The sequence below is a fragment of the Bradyrhizobium sp. MV1.5 genome, assembly GCF_055807615.1.
Genome location: NZ_JBVVPL010000029.1, coordinates 71475 through 86950 on the forward strand (window position 1 = coordinate 71475; position 15476 = coordinate 86950).

Sequence of the window (15476 nt, forward strand, 5' to 3'; positions counted from 1 at the left end):
GAGCCTATGGGAGGGGCCGTGTGGCTCCCGTGGTACATCAAAATAGGCCGGAGGCAACGGTCAAAATCCGGCCCCTCTGGCGTACCAGCGCAAGACCGAAGCAAGACCGAAACGGGCCTGGCAGGCCCCGGACGGCCTACGGCTTCCCGGCCTTGCCCACGTCCCGGACCAGGCCATGAATGAAGCCGAGCTTGTCGACAACGACCGGCGAGAGGATGAATGGATAGAGGTCGCGCATGCCCATGGCGCGGTTGACGCTGTTCATGGCGAAGGTGAAAGGCAGCCATGCGTTGACGATGGCCTCCACGTCCCTCGCCTCGTAAGGGTTGAAGCGGATGCGCGTCGTCAACTCCCCGTCGCGGTCCACCTTGGGCCGCACCTCCATGCCGAACTCGCTGGCCATCTCCAGGGTGTCGACGATGTGAAGATAGTGCGCCCAGGTCTCGGCGAAATCTTCCCAGGGATGCGTGGTCGCGTAGGCTGAAACGTAGTTCTGCTGCCAGTCAGCCGGGGCGCCTTCGGCATAGTGGCGCTGCAAGGCCTGGCCGTAATCGGCGGAATCGTCGCCGAACACGGCGCGGCATTCGTCCAGCTTGCCGCCGTCGCGCACCAGTACATCCCAGAAATAGTGCCCGACCTCGTGGCGGAAATGCCCGAGCAGCGTCCGGTAGGGCTCGCCCATCTCCAGCCTGCGCCGCTCGCGCTCGATGTCGTCCGCCTCGGTCAGCGCGATCGTGATCAGGCCGTTGTCGTGGCCGGTCAGGACCTTCTGCCCGCTCTGCGGATCGTCGGCGAGGAAATTGAAGATCAGGCCATGTTCGGGATTGTCCTGCCGGGTCTGGAGCGGCAGCTTCCAGCGGATCAGGGAATAGAACAGCCGGTGCTTCGCCATCTCCAGCTCGCGCCAGCCAGCGAGTTGCGCTGGATCCGACAGGTCCGGCACGACGCCGTTATGGCGGCAGGCGCGGCAATAGCCGGTGGTATCGCCCGCATCCGTCAGCCAGTTGCATGCATCATGCTCGGCATTGCTGCACAGCATGCGACTTTCGCCCTTGGTAGCCAGCGTCCGCCAGGCCCCACCTTGAGCCTCTCCGTCGGGCTCGATCGCCGACATCGTCTCCTTCTCCGGCAGGAACGCGACCCGATGGCCGCAGCGTTCGCAGGCGCGGTTCTCGAAATAGAGGACGTTGCCGCAGGCCTGGCAGACAAAAAGCTTCAAGATTTAGCCTCTTCGGAAAGGGAGCTTTTGGGAATGAAAGTTGTAGCGCCCCGGAGATACGCGCCCGGAAGGCTCATCGTTCCAAGGTTCGGAACAAATAGCCAGACCCGGCGTTCGTTCATGCCCACCACACTGCATTCGGCGACGTCTTTCTTTCCATATTTCCTTTGAGCAATGGCCATCACGCTTCGTCTGTGTGAATATCGGTCGGCCACGTGCGCTCCCGCATCACAACGGCCACCGCCTTGAACGATCCTTTGCCCGAGACCTTCGCCGCCGAAAGGCTGCGCCAGCACCTGGAAGACGTCGCACGCGAGCGCGACAACGCCTATCGCGCGCTCCAGGAGCGCGAAGCCGAGCTTGCGCGCATCCAGCGCATCGGCAAGGTCGGCGGTCTCGAAGTCGACTTCCGCGAAGGCTTCAAGAACCGCCGTTCGCCGGAATATCTGATGCTCCACGGCTTGCCGCCGGAAGCCGCCGACGAGTCGCACGAGGACTGGGTCAATCGCATTCATCCCGACGAGCGCGACGCTACGGTGAAGCATTTCATCGACGCGCTGTCCGGCACCAGCGAGGACTACACCGCCGAATACCGCATCATCCGCCCCAGCGACGGCGAGACCCGCTGGATCCGAGTCGTTGCCAAGATCGAGCGCGACGGTGGCGGCCGCGCCCTCCGCCTCGTCGGCGCCCATATCGACGTCACCGACCAGATGCTGGTGCGCGAGACCCTGCGCGAGAGCGAGGAGCGCTTCCGGCTGATCGCCAACAGCGCGCCGGTGCCGATCTGGGTCACGAAACTCGACCGCACACGGTCCTTTGCCAACCAGGCCTATGTCGATTTCGTCGGCCTGCCCTACGACCAGGCCATTGCCTTCGACTGGCGCAAGGTGCTGCATCCGGACGACCTGCCGCACGTGCTGCAGCAATCCGTTCAGGGCGAAGCATCGCTCAAACCGTTCGTGCTGGAAGCCCGCTACAAGAACGCCGCCGGCGAATGGCGCTGGCTACGTTCGGAATCGCAGCCGCGCTGGGACCCGACCGGCAGGCATATCGGCTTCATCGGCGTTGCCCATGACATCACGGTGGCCAAGCAGGCCGAGATCGAGCTCCGGCAGCTCAACGAGACGCTGGAAGAACGCATCGTCGAGCGCACCGCCGAGCTCGAATCCAACGAGGCGCGGCTGCGCGCGATCCTGGAGACCAGCAACCAGTATCAGGGCCTCGTCAATCTCAGGGGCGAGCTGCTTTACGCCAACAAGAACGCACTCGACGGCATCAAGGCGAGCCCCGCGGACGTGATCGGAAAGCCGCTGTGGCAGACGCCCTGGTTCAGCGCGACGGAGGGCATGAGCGCGCTGGTGCGCGAGGCCTTCGACACCGTGCTCAAGGGCGAAGCCGTGCGGCTGGAGATGCGCCTGCGCCTTCCCATCGGCGAGCGCGATTTCGAGTTCGGCATGCGCCCGGTGCTCGACCGCCACGGCAACATCACCGGCGCGGTGCCCGAGGCTGTCGACATCACCGAACGCCGCCGCGGCGAGGAAGCGTTGCGGCAATCGCAGAAGATGGAGGCGATCGGCCAGCTCACCGGCGGCGTCGCGCACGACTTCAACAATCTGCTCACCATCATCCGCTCGGCCACCGATTTCCTGCGCCGCCGCGAGCTGCCGGAGGAGCGCCGCCGCCGTTATGTCGATGCCATCTCCGACACCGTCGAGCGTGCCTCCAAGCTGACCGCCCAGCTGCTGGCCTTCGCGCGCCGGCAGCCGCTGAAACCGCAGATCTTCAACGTCGCCAGCCAGGTTGAAGGCGTCGCGCAACTGGTGCGGCCGCTGGTCGGTGGCCGCATCGACATCGCGGTGGAGGTTCACGATGGCGACTGCTTCACGGTCGCCGATATCGCGCAGTTCGAGACCGCGCTGATCAACCTCGCGATCAACGCACGCGACGCCATGGACGGCGAAGGCCGCCTTACGATAGCGGTCCGGAAAGTTCAGGGCATCCCCAACCTGCGAGCGCAATCGGCGCGCGGCGGCGACTATGTCGCGATCTCGGTCGCCGACACCGGCAGCGGCATCGCGCCGGAAAACATCGAGGCCATCTTCGAGCCGTTCTTCACCACCAAGGAGGTCGGCAAGGGCACCGGCCTCGGCCTGAGCCAGGCCTTCGGCTTCGCAAAGCAGTCCGAGGGCGACATCGCCGTGACGAGCACGCTTGGTGAAGGCGCGACCTTCACCATCTATCTGCCGCAGGCGCAAAGCCCCGCCACGGAACAGGAAGCGGCGGCGCTGACCTATGAGGCCGCGGCCACCGGGCGCGGCTATCGCGTGCTCGTGGTGGAAGACGACGACGAGGTCGGCCGGTTCTCCACGGAGTTGCTGGAAGACCTCGGCTATGTCGTCCGCCGTGCCGCCAACGCCAATGCGGCGCTCGCCATCCTCGGCGAGAACGAGTTCGCCGTCGACCTCGTCTTCTCCGACGTCATCATGCCCGGCATGAACGGCGTCGAGCTCGCCGGCATCATCCGCGAACGCTATCCGGGCCTGCCCGTCGTGCTCACCTCTGGTTACAGCAACGTTCTCGCCGAGAACGCCGATCGCGGTTTCGAGCTGATCCAGAAGCCGTATTCGGTCGAATCGCTGTCGCGCATCTTGCGCAAGGCGATCACGGCAAAGCCGTCGATGGCGCGGTGAGAGTGAACATCGCGAGACGCCTCCACAGATTCCGTCATTGCGAGGAGCCCTTGCGACGAAGCAATCCAGAACTCGCTCCGCGGAGACAGTCTGGATTGCTTCGCTCCGCTCGCAATGACGACGCTATCGCGCCGCCCCAACCCAACAGGCTTTGAACAAAATCATAGACCGAAACTCGGCACCGAGACGCGGCAGATCGCAGACGGCGGTCCGCGCCCGCGGGGGAAGACAGCGGCGGCGGCTTCCGCTATCGCTGCCGAATGAACCGACACATCCTAGGGATCGAACGTGCCGTCTGACGCCATCCTGGCCTGGAGCATCATCGTCGCCGCGACCGCAGGCGTCATTATCCGGCCCTTTCGCCTGCCGGAGGCGATCTGGGCCGTCATCGGCGCCGGTGCGCTCGTGCTGCTCGGCCTGCTGCCTTGGCGGGATGCGCTCACCGGCATCGAGAAAGGCGTGGATGTCTATCTCTTCCTGATCGGCATGATGCTGATCGCCGAACTGGCGCGGCTCGAAGGCCTGTTCGACTACCTTGCAGCGCTCGCCGTGGAATATGCCGGCGGCTCGCCGCAGCGGCTGTTCCTGCTGATCTACATCGTCGGCACGCTCGTCACCGTCCTGCTCTCGAACGACGCCACCGCGATCGTGCTGACGCCCGCCGTCTATGCAGCGACGCGCGCGGCCGGCGCCAAGCCGCTGCCGTATCTGTTCGTCTGCGCCTTCATCGCCAACGCCGCGAGCTTCGTGCTGCCGATCTCCAATCCGGCCAATCTGGTCGTGTTCGGGGCCCACATGCCTGCGCTCACCGAATGGCTGCGCCTGTTCGCCCTGCCCTCGGCGGCCTCGATCCTTCTGACCTATGTCGTGCTGCGCCTGACCCAGCACCGCGCCCTGAAGGAAGAGACGATCGCAAGCAGCGTGCCGCATCCAAAGCTCGGCCGCGGCGGCAAGCTGACGGCCATCGGCATCGTGGCGATCGGAATCGTGCTGGTCACGGCCTCCGCGTTGGACAAGGAGTTGGGCCTGCCGACCTTCGTTTGCGGCGTGGTGACAGCCGCAATCGTGCTGCTGCTCAACCGGCAATCGCCGCTCCCCGTGCTGCGCGGCGTCTCCTGGAGCGTGCTGCCGCTGGTCGGCGGCCTGTTCGTGATGGTGGAAGCGCTGATCAAGACGGGCGTGATCGGGCAGCTCAGCGCGCTGCTGCATGAAGCCGTCGGGCAATCCGTGACGAAGGCGGCGTGGAGCGTCGGCATCGCCACCGCGGTCGCCGACAACATCGCGAACAATCTTCCCGTCGGCCTCGTTGCCGGCTCGGTTGCCGCCAGCGATCACTTGCCCGCGCCGGTCGTGAGCGCCATCCTGATCGGCGTCGATCTCGGGCCCAATCTGTCGGTGACCGGTTCGCTCGCCACCATCCTGTGGCTGGTGGCGCTGCGGCGGGAGAAGATCGAAGTCGGCGCCTGGCCGTTCCTGAAGCTCGGACTGCTGGTGACGCCGCCCGCCTTGATCGCGGCGCTTGCGGCCGCGATCTGGTAATCGCGCGCAGTTTGCGGCGCATCAATGTCGCCGCTGACGCCGGGCCTATACTTCACCTTGTCGCGCGGCCTGATACCGCGCGGCAAGGAAGGTTCATCATGCAGATCCAGTCGAAAGCATTGCCGCAGAGCTTCTCCCTGCGCCGCACGTTTCAAGGCTTCACCACAGCGGACCAAGGCCGGGGCGAAACATCCCACCCGCTATTGGTCTTTTCGGTCGTGGTGCTGCTGACCCTGTTCGCCATCGTGGAGATCGACCTGCACAGCGCACAGCTTCAGGCGATCGGCCTGCTCAGCCATGGCGCCGGGATCGATTCCATCTTCCTGAGCCCGTAGCCGTTCGCGCCGGCGCGTCCACGGGAAAAGCCCGATCGCGGCCACCACGGCCGCGACCGGGTCACGCATCGTCAATCGTTCTCGTAGCCGTAGACTTCCGGCAGGATAAAGATTGCGGCGAGCAATCCGATCAGCGGGAAGATCGCGACCATCAGCGTGGCATTCGCCTGCCCAATCGCGGCGAACACCGTCGGGAACAGGAAGATCGCCAGGAACGACGGCAGCTTCACGAACATGTAAGCGAAGCCGCTGGCGGTGCCGCGATATTTCGGCTTGGCGACCATGGTCGGGATCGTCATGCAGTTCGACGCATCCCAATAATGGCCCCACAGCATCGCGGCGGCCGCGAACGGCAGCAGGATCTTGTTGTCGGTGTAGAGCGCGAAGGCCGCGACCAACAGCGAGACCAGCACGATCGAGAAGCCCGCGATCGAGATGCCGCGGTGGCCGATCTTCGGGGTCAGCAGCGGACCGACCCAGCCCGACACGGCGGCGAAGGAGAATAGCGCCATCGTCACCAGATTGATGCCGAGCACGCTCGACACGCCGACCATCACAAAGAGCACCGGCAGGTAGAACGCGAAGGTCGAGAACTCGCTGGCCTGCGCGAAGCAGGCGATCCAGCCGTAGATAGTGGCGCGCCAGCGGATCGGATCCTTCTTGAGGTCGGCGAGGAACGCACGGGTGGAGACCTTGGGCACCTCCACGTCACGGTCCGGCAGCATGGCGAGATCGTCGTTGAACATCTCGCGCGCGACCTGCTTGGCCTCGCGGTAGCGTCCCTTCTGCACCAGCCACACCGCCGTCTCAGGCACGTCGTGCCGCATGATCAGGATAATCAGCGCCGGCAGCGCGCCGAGGCCGAGCGTCACCCGCCACAGCGTCTCGTGGTGAATGTCGAACAGCAGGAAGATCACGATGACGCCGATCGTCAAGACCTCGCCGACCGCGAACATGAACTGCCAGCGGTTACCCATGACCTCGCGCTCACCCTTGGCCATGGATTCCATGATGTAGGTGTAGCCGGTCGAGATGTCCGAACCGAGCGGTATGCCGAGCAGGAAGCGGATCACGACGAGCCAGCCGACGCTGGGCACGAAGGCCTGCGCCAGCGCCAGCACGATGAACATCACCATCGTCACCAGGAACATGACGCGGCGGCCGATCTTGTCGGAAAGCCAGCCGCCGAGCAGTGCGCCGATCATGGCGCCGCCTTGCGTACCTGCCGCGGCCAGGCCCAGCATCAGCGGATCGGGATTGTACTGCTCCTTGATGAAGATCAGCACGAAGGCGATCGAATAGAGATCCCAGGCTTCGACCAGGATCGAGGCCATCATCAGCCAGCCGACCTTGTTGCCCTTGGGGCTGTAGTTCGTGATGAGGTAGCGGACCGCGGCTTCGCTCGCGGTCGGTTGTGGCATCGCCATCGTCGACATCTTTGGTCCTCCTGAACTTTTACGTGCCGAGCAGCGGCTCGATGCTGCAATCGAGCAGGCGCGGGTCGATCCCCACCTCCATGCCGGTGAACATCTCGCCCATGTAGTCGATCAGTGCATCGCTCGCCTTCACCGCGTCCTCGACGCGGCGGCTGGCGACCGCATTAAGAATAGCCAGATGATGATCGATTGTTCCTGAAAGCTCGGCCTGTCCCGGCATGAAACGGTGGTGGATGTAGCCGATGCGCCGGTACAGCGTGTGCAGCGGCCGCAGCGTGTGCACCAGAAACGGTTCGCCTGCCGCCTCCAGCACCAGCGCGTCGATGCGGCGGTCGATGTGGTTGAACTCGTCGAGGGTCAGATTGGCGCGGCGCTCGCGCAGAAGGCGCTCGATGTGCAGCGCCTGATTGCGGTGCGAAAGGCTGGCGCGGTCGGCCGCAAGCCGGATCACGAAGCGCTCCATGTCGCGGCGCAAAGCCAGCAGCATGCGCTCGCGTGCCAGATCGATCGGCGCAATGCGAAGACCGTGACGCGGACGGATGATGATCAACGTATCGGCGGAGAGACGATTGACGGCGTGATGAACCGGCGTGCGGCCGAATCCGGTGATGTGCTGCAATTCAAGCATCGTCATGAACTGGCCGGGCTTGAGCTCGCAATGGACGAGCAGCTCTTCGATCCTCTGATAGGCCAGCTCGAAGAAGTTGAGACGGTTGCGCCGGGAGGGCTTGCCCTCGGCATCGTCGTTCCTCACCACCCCGAGCGCGCGCTTGCGCGTTGCCATGTCGTCTCTCCCCTCAGCCCGCGCCGTCGTTGCAGGGCGACGCCTTGTTGGTGATATCCCTAAAACATGTTGTGATATATTACAAGCGAGCGTAAGACTTGGCATGCGCCCGCACCATGTTGCGGTGCGGAATGACAACAAGACGGCGCTGCGCGCGCCTGCGATGGGAGGAGTATTGCCGTGAAGATCACGTCGATCGAGACGCTGCGCACCGAAGAATTCTCCAACGTCATCTGGGTGCGCGTCCACACCGACACGGGCATGATCGGTCTCGGTGAAACCTTCTACGGCGCCGGCGCGGTCGAGGCCCAGATCCACGACACCTTTGCCGGCCGCCTGCTCGGCCGCAACCCGCTGCACATCGAGGCGATCCACCGCGACATGCTGAACCTGCCGATGGCGCAGTCGTCCACCGGCGTCGAATATCGCGCGGCGTCGGCAATCGACATCGCGCTATGGGACCTGTTCGGAAAGGTCTGCAATCAGCCGGTGCACCAGATGCTCGGCGGCCTCTGCCGCGACAAGCAGCGCATCTACAACACCTGCGCCGGCACCCAATATGTCCGCTCGACCAATATCAGCCCGGTCGCGAACTGGAATCTTGGCGCTGCCAAGGGGCCCTATGAGGATCTCGACGGCTTCATGCACCACGCCGATGCGCTTGCCGAAAACCTGCTGGAGAGCGGCATCTCGGCGATGAAGATCTGGCCGTTCGATCCGGCGGCGCAGGAGAACAAGGGCCTGTACATCACGGCCGCCCAGATGAAGCACGCGATCGAGCCGTTTGAAAAAATCCGCAAGGCCGTCGGCGACAAGATGGAGATCATGGTCGAGCTCCATTCGCTGTGGAACCTGCCCACCGCAAAACAGATCGCGCGCGCGCTCGAGCCCTACAAGCCGACCTGGTACGAAGACCCGATCCGGATGAACTCGCCGCAGGCGCTGGCCGAATATGCCCGCTGCACCGACGTCTGGGTCTGCGCCAGCGAGACGCTCGGCTCGCGCTTCCCCTACAAGGACATGCTCGACCGCGACGCCATGCACGTGGTGATGGCGGATCTGTGCTGGACCGGCGGCCTCACCGAGGGCCGCAAGATCGCGGCGATGGCCGAGACCTATCACCGGCCCTTCGCACCGCACGACTGCATCGGCCCGATCGGCTTCATCGCCGCCATCCACATGTCGTTCAGCCAGCCCAACACCCTGATCCAGGAATCGGTGCGCGCCTTCTACAAGGGCTGGTACAATGAGCTCGTCACCACCATGCCCACGATCAAAGATGGTTTCGTCTATCCGATGGAAGGCCCCGGCCTCGGCGTCGACCTTCTGCCCGCCGTATTCGACCGTTCCGATTTGACCGTGCGCCGTTCCAACGTGTGAGGATATTTTGAGATGAGCACCGCCCTCTTCGACCTTTCCGGCCACACCGCGCTCGTGACCGGCTCCTCCCGCGGCCTTGGCCGCGCCATCGCCGAGGGCATGGCCAAGGCCGGCGCCAGGATCATCGTCAACGGCGTCGATCCGAAGCGCGTCGAGCAGGCCGTCGCGGAGTTTCGCGCCGCCGGCCACCAGGCGGAGGGTGCTGCTTTCAACGTCACCGACGAGCCCGCGATCGTCGCCGCCTTCAACGACTTCGACAACAAGGGCATCGCGATCGACATCCTCGTCAACAATGCCGGCATCCAGCACCGCAAGCCGCTGGTGGAGTTCACCACCGACGAGTGGCGCAAGGTGATCGAGACCAACCTCACCAGTGCCTTCGTGATCGGCCGCGAGGCGGCCAAGCGCATGATCCCGCGCAAGCACGGCAAGATCATCAATATCGGCTCGCTCGGCAGCGAGCTCGCGCGTCCCACGATTGCGCCCTACACCGCCGCCAAGGGCGGCATCAAGAACCTGACCCGCTCGATGGCGGTGGAATGGGCCCAGCACGGCATCCAGGCCAACGCGATCGGCCCCGGCTACATGCTGACCGACATGAACGAGGCGCTGGTCAACAACACCGACTTCAACACCTGGCTGATGGGCCGCGTTCCCTCCAAGCGCTGGGGCCGACCGGACGAGCTGGTGGGCGCTGCGATCTTCCTGGCGTCGGATGCCTCGACCTATGTCAACGGCCAGATCATCTATGTCGATGGCGGCATGATCGCCGCGATGTAATCGCGAACAGGGAACGAGAGCATGCGCGCCGTCGTCATTCACGCACCGAAAGATCTGCGGATCGACCTCTATCCCGATGCAGCGCCCGGTCCGGGTGAAGTCCGCGTCAAGATCGCGAACGGCGGCATCTGCGGGTCCGATCTGCACTATTATCATCACGGCGGCTTCGGCGTCGTGCGGATCCAGCAGCCGATGGCGCTGGGGCACGAGATCGCCGGCGTGGTCGCGGCCGTCGGTGACGGCGTCGCCAACGTGAAGCCGGGCACCCGCGTCGCAGTCAATCCGAGCAAGCCGTGCGGCCAGTGCCTGCATTGCCAGGAAGGCATGCGCAACCAGTGCCTCGACATGCGCTTCCTTGGCAGCGCGATGCGCTTTCCCCATGTGCAGGGCGGCTTTCGCGAATTCATCACGGTCGATGCGGCGCAGGCCGTTCCGATCGCCGACAAGCTGTCGCTGGCGGAAGCCGCGGTCGCCGAACCGCTCGCGGTGTGCCTGCATGCCGGCAAGCAGGCCGGCCCCCTGCTCGGCAAGCGCGTCCTGATCACCGGCTGCGGCCCGATCGGCGCGCTGATGATCCTGGTCTCGCGCTTCGGCGGCGCCGCCGAGATCGTCGTGACCGATGTCGCCGACGCGCCGCTCGCGGTCGCCAAAAAGCTCGGCGCCACTCACGCCATCAACGTCGCGACCGATGCCACGGCGCTTGATCCGTGGCGCATCGGCAAGGGTGTTTTCGACACGCTGTTCGAAGCCTCGGGCAACCAGGCCGCACTCCGCACCGCCCTCGACGTGCTCAGGCCTGGTGCCACGCTGGTGCAGCTCGGCCTCGGCGGCGAGATGACGCTACCGATCAACTCCATCGTCGCCAAGGAATTGCAGCTGCGCGGCACCTTCCGCTTCGATCCCGAGTTCGAGCTGGCGGTGCGGCTGATGGGCGAATGCCTGATCGACGTCAAGCCGCTGATCACGGCGACCATGCCGTTCGAGAACGCGGTCGCGGCGTTCGAGCTCGCCAGCGACCGCTCGCAGTCGATGAAGGTGCAGCTGACGTTCTGAGGCCGCGCCTGAGGCCTATTGCTGCGGCTGGTTCTCGATCATGCGATCACTGACCAGCCGCACCGCGCCCCGTTTCCAGGAATAGTCCGCGCCCAGGCGCAGGCCGCTGTCGCCGCGTGCGAGCACCGCGCCGGTCCTGGCATCGCGCACCTGGAAGCCGAGCGTATATTCGGTACGGCTGACCCGCCGCACCACCCCGATCAGCGACTGATCCGCACCGAGCCCTTGCGCAATCGCCGCCTCGCAGCCGCCGCAGTCGCGTAAAGCGCGTGCCTTCACCGCCTTCTCGTTCGTGCTGCCGACATCGACGAGGCGGTAGCGGCCGGATCGGCCGAGGGCGTCGCGGACACTCCCGGTCACTTCGGCCAGATAGGATGCATCCGCGGCCGCGAGGCCGGCGGCCGGCGCCGCGGTGTTGTCGTCGAGCTCGAATTCGAACACCGCGAGTGCGATCGGCGCGGGTGTGCCGAGTGCGGCCATGATCTCGCGCGACACGAAGATCTCGGCACGCTGCCATGATTCATCATTGTCGCCACGGAAGGTGTAGAGCTTGTCCATCACGACCTTTTTGGCGCCGACGTCGATCACGGCGACCTTGGCCCATTGTACCAGCGTGCTCGTCTTCTGGATGCCGCCGATGACCTTGAACGCCGCGCCGTCCTGGGCCGACGGCACGAGCCGGTAGCGCCGGTCTTCGCCGATGTCTTGCCGGAGCGCGGCCATGAAGGCCGCCAGCCGTCGCTCGTGGGCGGCGGTCTGGTTGGCGGGTTCAGCCGACGTATCGGTATAACTGAAATCGTCCATGGCGACGCCGATGGCGGTTTCGGCAAGCGCATAAGACGCCGGGAGGACGACAAGGAGACAGACTGACAGGATCAACCGGCGGAGGTGCATAAATGTGCCTCGTGTGACGGAGCGGCGCGCCAATCTGGACGGCGACATCAGGCCATGCAGCGGCGCCGGTCCCGGTGATGGCCGGGAAAATTTCACGACGGTGCACCGCACTCGCGCCTGGCGGCTTTGCGCCGGATGCGTTCTGCCGTTTAATGCGGGCGCGACAACCCGTTCGCAACAGGTGCCTGCCGATGTGGAACCGCCCGAGGTTCGATCTCAAAGTCCGTCTGACGTTGCGCGTGGCCGCGATATCGGCCGCCTGCTTCGCAGCCATCTCCGCCTACTTCCTGATTACGTCCGACCGCGAGGCGCATGCGCGCCTCGACGATATCGCCGCGATCGTGGCCAAGACGCTGGAGCTGCAGCAGGGCAAGATCCAGTGGGTCGCCAGCCCGCGCTCGGACTTTCCCAACCTCGATCCCGTTTCGGCCTATGTGATGACGCCCGGCCTGTGCCTGGCGTTTCGCGGCACGAGCGGCGACATCCTCCAGCGCTTCTGCAGCGGCGCGCCGGCCCCGGCGAACCCGCCGCCGCAAGCCTTCACGGCCTTCTATCGCAGCTTGTTCGACCCCGGCCGCGAAGCGGCACGGCCTGTGATCGTGCGCGGAGCGAAGCTCGGCGACGCCGTGGTCTCGGTCGAGCCGGCCGTGCAGACCGCGGAGGCCTGGCACGAGGCCGGCCGCCTGATGCTGGCGCTGGCGATCGCGCTGCCGCTGCTCTGCGGGCTGGTCTACGCCGCGCTGGCACGCGCGCTGCGCCCCACCCGCATGATCCGCACCGGCCTCGAGCGGATCGCCGCCAACGACCTCACCACGCGGCTGCCGCCGTTCGATCTTGCCGAGCTCTCCGCGATCCGCGACGGCTTCAACCATCTCGCCGAAAGCCTCGAGACCGCGCTTGCCGAACGCAGCGAGCTGACGCGGAAGCTGATCGCGCTCCAGGACGAGGAGCGCCGCCATCTCGCGCGCGAGCTGCATGACGAGTTCGGCCAGTCGCTCGCCGCCATCCGCGCGCTCGCCTCCTCCGCCCGCCAGACCGCCGCGCAGGACTGCCCTTCCCTGCTTGGCGAATGCGACGGCATCGCGCGGACCGCAACCGGCATGATGGAGACGTTGCGCGGCACATTGTTCCGGCTGCGGCCGCCCGATGTCGAGGAGCTCGGGCTCGTCGCCAGCCTCGAAGGCCTCGTCGCGGGCTGGAACGGGCGCAGCCGCGGCGAGACGCGTTTCTCGATCCGGTTCGACGGCGCATTCGAGACCCTGCCGGCCACGATCAGCGCCAGCCTCTACCGGATCGTGCAGGAGGCGCTCACCAACGCCGCCAAGCATGCCGTCGCCACGCGGGTCAGCCTGGAATTGACGATGGGCGCCGGCGAGATCGCGCTTGCGATCGACGATGACGGACGCTCGAGCGATCCCGTCGCGAAATCCGGAATGGGCCTGCTCGGCATGCGCGAACGGGTCGCAGCCTTGCGCGGCCAGTTGAGCTTCGAGGCCGCGCCGAACGGCGGCTCCGCACTGCGCGTGGTCATTCCGCTCGCAGCCGCCGATCGGCCGCCGCTGGAGCACGCCGCATGAGCGCGGCCGACGCGACCATTCTGCTGGTCGACGACCATTCGGTCGTCCGCGAGGGCTATCGCTCCGTGCTCCAGAAGCAGCCGGGATTGCGCGTCATCGCCGAGGCCGCCGACGGCGCCGAGGCCTACCGTCTCTACAAATCGGAGGCACCCGACCTCGTCATCATGGACCTGAGCATGCCCGGCATCGGCGGCATCGAGGCGGTCAGGCGCATCAGGCAATGGGACAAGGGCGCGAGGATCCTGGTCTTCACCATGCACGAGAATGCCGGCTTTGCCGTGCAGGCGATCCGCGCCGGCGCCAGGGGCTACGTCACCAAGACCAGCCCGCCGGAGACGCTGGTGCGCGCCGTGATGGACGTGCTCGCCGGCAAGATCGCGATCAGCCCCGACATCGACCATGAGCTCGCGTTGAGCCGGCTCGCCGGGGAAAGCTCTGCCGCCGACGTCCTCACGCCGCGCGAGTTCGAGGTGCTGCGGCTGCTGCTCGCCGAAAACACGACAGAGGAGATCGCCGAGACGCTCCATGTCAGCCCGAAGACGGTGGCGAACCTGCATTCCATGATCAAGGACAAGCTCGGCGTCGGCTCGGACATCGAGCTGGTCCGGCTGGCGCTGCGCCAGGGAATCTTGACGGAGGTCGATCTCGGCGAGGCCTGATCGTGTCCGCTCCGGTTACTCCCGCGCCACCACCGAATCCAGCCACGCACAATTCAGTGGGGGCACGCGGGGATCGGCCACACGGACGCCGCGCGACGCTGCATCCAGTCTCATGTCGCGCAGGCGCTTGCGCTGCTCCTCGGGCATGTAGAGCCGCTCATGACCCCACAGCGACGGCCCGTCGAAGGTCTCGTGCGGCTGCCAGGTTTCGGGGTCGATGACACGCGCGCCCCAGCCATATTCGATGAAGAAGCCGGACGGCGTGTTCACGTAGAACGAGGTCATGTGGTCGTTGGTGTGCCGGCCCAGCGTGTAGGCGACGCGGCCGTCGTCCAGTTGCGCGAGGTCGTAGCCCTGCCCGACATCATCGAGGCTGCCAAGTTCGACCATGAAATGGTGCAGCGCTTTCCGCCCTGAGCCAACCATTGCAAAGGAGTGGTGACGGCCGTTGACGTGGAAGAAATAGAGCCCGTAGGGCTTGAGGCCGAAATCGGAAACCTGAAAGCCGAGCACGTCGCGATAGAACGGCACCAGCAGTTCGACATCCTCGACGTTGAGCACGACGTGCCCCATGCCGAGCGCACCGGTGCGGAAGCCGGAGATTGGCCGCCCAGGCTTGAACGGCTCGATCGCAAGCTCCGGTTCGCAGAAGGCCTCGAGCCGGTTGCCGGCGGGATCGCTGAACACGACCAGCTCGGCCACATGCCGCTCGTCGGCCAGCGCGCGCGAGCCGCGGGTCACCTTCACGCCATGGCTTTCCAGACGGCCGGCGAGACGGTCGATGTCCGCGGCCGAGGGAACCTCCCATCCCATCACCGCGAGCCCGGCATCGCTGCTGCCGTCGATGACCAGGCGCTGCTTGTGGTCATCCATGCGGAAGGCGCGCATCTTGCCGCCGCGATCGACCTGCTGCATGCCGAGCAGCTCGGTCGCCATCCGGCTCCATTGATCGAGCTGGGAGGAGTTGACCCCGACATAGCCGAGCGCGGTGATTTCCATCGAATTCCTCCCGAGGACATCGCGTCCGCCGCACTGCGGCGAACTTGATACCGGCCGCGCGCGATCCTACGGTGGCGTCCCGCGATCGCTTCGCGTTCGCAGAGACGATAAGCGCGGGGCCGCCGGCC

14 protein-coding genes are annotated in these 15476 nt (G+C 65.6%); 8 read left to right on the plus strand and 6 right to left on the minus strand.

Annotated elements, in window-relative coordinates; translation table 11 throughout:
• Positions 1-136: 136 nt before the first annotated feature.
• Both AC0L2J_RS24710 and AC0L2J_RS24715 read right to left on the minus strand, forming a co-directional pair.
• Complete coding sequence (locus AC0L2J_RS24710; protein WP_473394808.1) at positions 137-1219, minus strand: zinc-binding metallopeptidase family protein; 1083 nt, start codon at positions 1217-1219, stop codon at positions 137-139.
• The gene (locus AC0L2J_RS24715) at positions 1216-1434 is read right to left on the minus strand and encodes a hypothetical protein (RefSeq protein ID WP_473250836.1); all 219 of its coding nucleotides are present in this window, start codon (positions 1432-1434) and stop codon (positions 1216-1218) included. Before AC0L2J_RS24715 ends, AC0L2J_RS24710 begins: the two co-directional genes overlap by 4 nt.
• On the opposite strand from AC0L2J_RS24715, the gene AC0L2J_RS24720 reads away from it, so the two are divergent.
• The 3 genes from AC0L2J_RS24720 to AC0L2J_RS24730 all read left to right on the plus strand — a co-directional run bounded on the left by AC0L2J_RS24720 (position 1435) and on the right by AC0L2J_RS24730 (position 5786).
• Complete coding sequence (locus AC0L2J_RS24720) at positions 1435-3912, plus strand: PAS domain S-box protein (RefSeq protein WP_473394809.1); 2478 nt, start codon at positions 1435-1437, stop codon at positions 3910-3912.
• Between the two features lie 288 nt (positions 3913-4200).
• Positions 4201-5451: an arsenic transporter gene (locus tag AC0L2J_RS24725; RefSeq protein WP_473394810.1), complete on the plus strand. Its 1251-nt coding sequence runs from the start codon at positions 4201-4203 to the stop codon at positions 5449-5451.
• Between the two features lie 98 nt (positions 5452-5549).
• Positions 5550-5786: a hypothetical protein gene (locus AC0L2J_RS24730; RefSeq protein WP_007611419.1), complete on the plus strand. Its 237-nt coding sequence runs from the start codon at positions 5550-5552 to the stop codon at positions 5784-5786.
• A gap of 71 nt (positions 5787-5857) precedes the next feature.
• Here AC0L2J_RS24730 and AC0L2J_RS24735 read toward each other — a convergent pair whose 3' ends face one another.
• Both AC0L2J_RS24735 and AC0L2J_RS24740 read right to left on the minus strand, forming a co-directional pair.
• Positions 5858-7222 (minus strand): MFS transporter, encoded by a 1365-nt coding sequence (locus AC0L2J_RS24735; RefSeq protein ID WP_007611420.1) that lies wholly within the window; start codon positions 7220-7222, stop codon positions 5858-5860.
• Positions 7223-7241: 19 nt separating this feature from the next.
• A complete protein-coding gene (locus AC0L2J_RS24740; RefSeq protein WP_473250840.1) occupies positions 7242-8006 on the minus strand; it encodes a GntR family transcriptional regulator in 765 nt (254 codons plus the stop codon).
• A gap of 180 nt (positions 8007-8186) precedes the next feature.
• Here AC0L2J_RS24740 and AC0L2J_RS24745 point away from each other — a divergent pair, with 180 nt between their 5' ends.
• From AC0L2J_RS24745 to AC0L2J_RS24755, 3 genes are read left to right on the plus strand one after another with little or no spacing between them, the layout of a single operon-like run.
• The gene (locus tag AC0L2J_RS24745; protein ID WP_007611423.1) at positions 8187-9386 is read left to right on the plus strand and encodes a mandelate racemase/muconate lactonizing enzyme family protein; all 1200 of its coding nucleotides are present in this window, start codon (positions 8187-8189) and stop codon (positions 9384-9386) included.
• A 12-nt stretch (positions 9387-9398) separates the two neighbouring features.
• On the plus strand, positions 9399-10166 hold the full coding sequence (locus tag AC0L2J_RS24750) for an SDR family oxidoreductase (RefSeq protein ID WP_473394811.1): 768 nt from the start codon (positions 9399-9401) through the stop codon (positions 10164-10166).
• Between the two features lie 21 nt (positions 10167-10187).
• Positions 10188-11219 carry an L-idonate 5-dehydrogenase gene (locus tag AC0L2J_RS24755; RefSeq protein ID WP_473394812.1) on the plus strand — a complete coding sequence of 344 codons (1032 nt, stop codon included), beginning with the start codon at positions 10188-10190 and terminating at the stop codon, positions 11217-11219.
• A gap of 15 nt (positions 11220-11234) precedes the next feature.
• Here AC0L2J_RS24755 and AC0L2J_RS24760 read toward each other — a convergent pair whose 3' ends face one another.
• Positions 11235-12113, minus strand: coding sequence for a DUF3280 domain-containing protein (locus tag AC0L2J_RS24760; RefSeq protein WP_473394813.1), 879 nt, complete (start codon positions 12111-12113; stop codon positions 11235-11237).
• Positions 12114-12304: 191 nt separating this feature from the next.
• Between AC0L2J_RS24760 and AC0L2J_RS24765 the strand changes: the two genes are divergently transcribed.
• Positions 12305-13690 (plus strand): HAMP domain-containing sensor histidine kinase, encoded by a 1386-nt coding sequence (locus tag AC0L2J_RS24765; protein WP_473394814.1) that lies wholly within the window; start codon positions 12305-12307, stop codon positions 13688-13690.
• A complete protein-coding gene (locus tag AC0L2J_RS24770) occupies positions 13687-14349 on the plus strand; it encodes a response regulator (protein ID WP_007611428.1) in 663 nt (220 codons plus the stop codon). Before AC0L2J_RS24765 ends, AC0L2J_RS24770 begins: the two co-directional genes overlap by 4 nt.
• A 15-nt stretch (positions 14350-14364) precedes the next feature.
• Here AC0L2J_RS24770 and AC0L2J_RS24775 read toward each other — a convergent pair whose 3' ends face one another.
• The gene (locus AC0L2J_RS24775; RefSeq protein ID WP_473394815.1) at positions 14365-15348 is read right to left on the minus strand and encodes a VOC family protein; all 984 of its coding nucleotides are present in this window, start codon (positions 15346-15348) and stop codon (positions 14365-14367) included.
• Between the last annotated feature and the right edge of the window lie 128 nt (positions 15349-15476).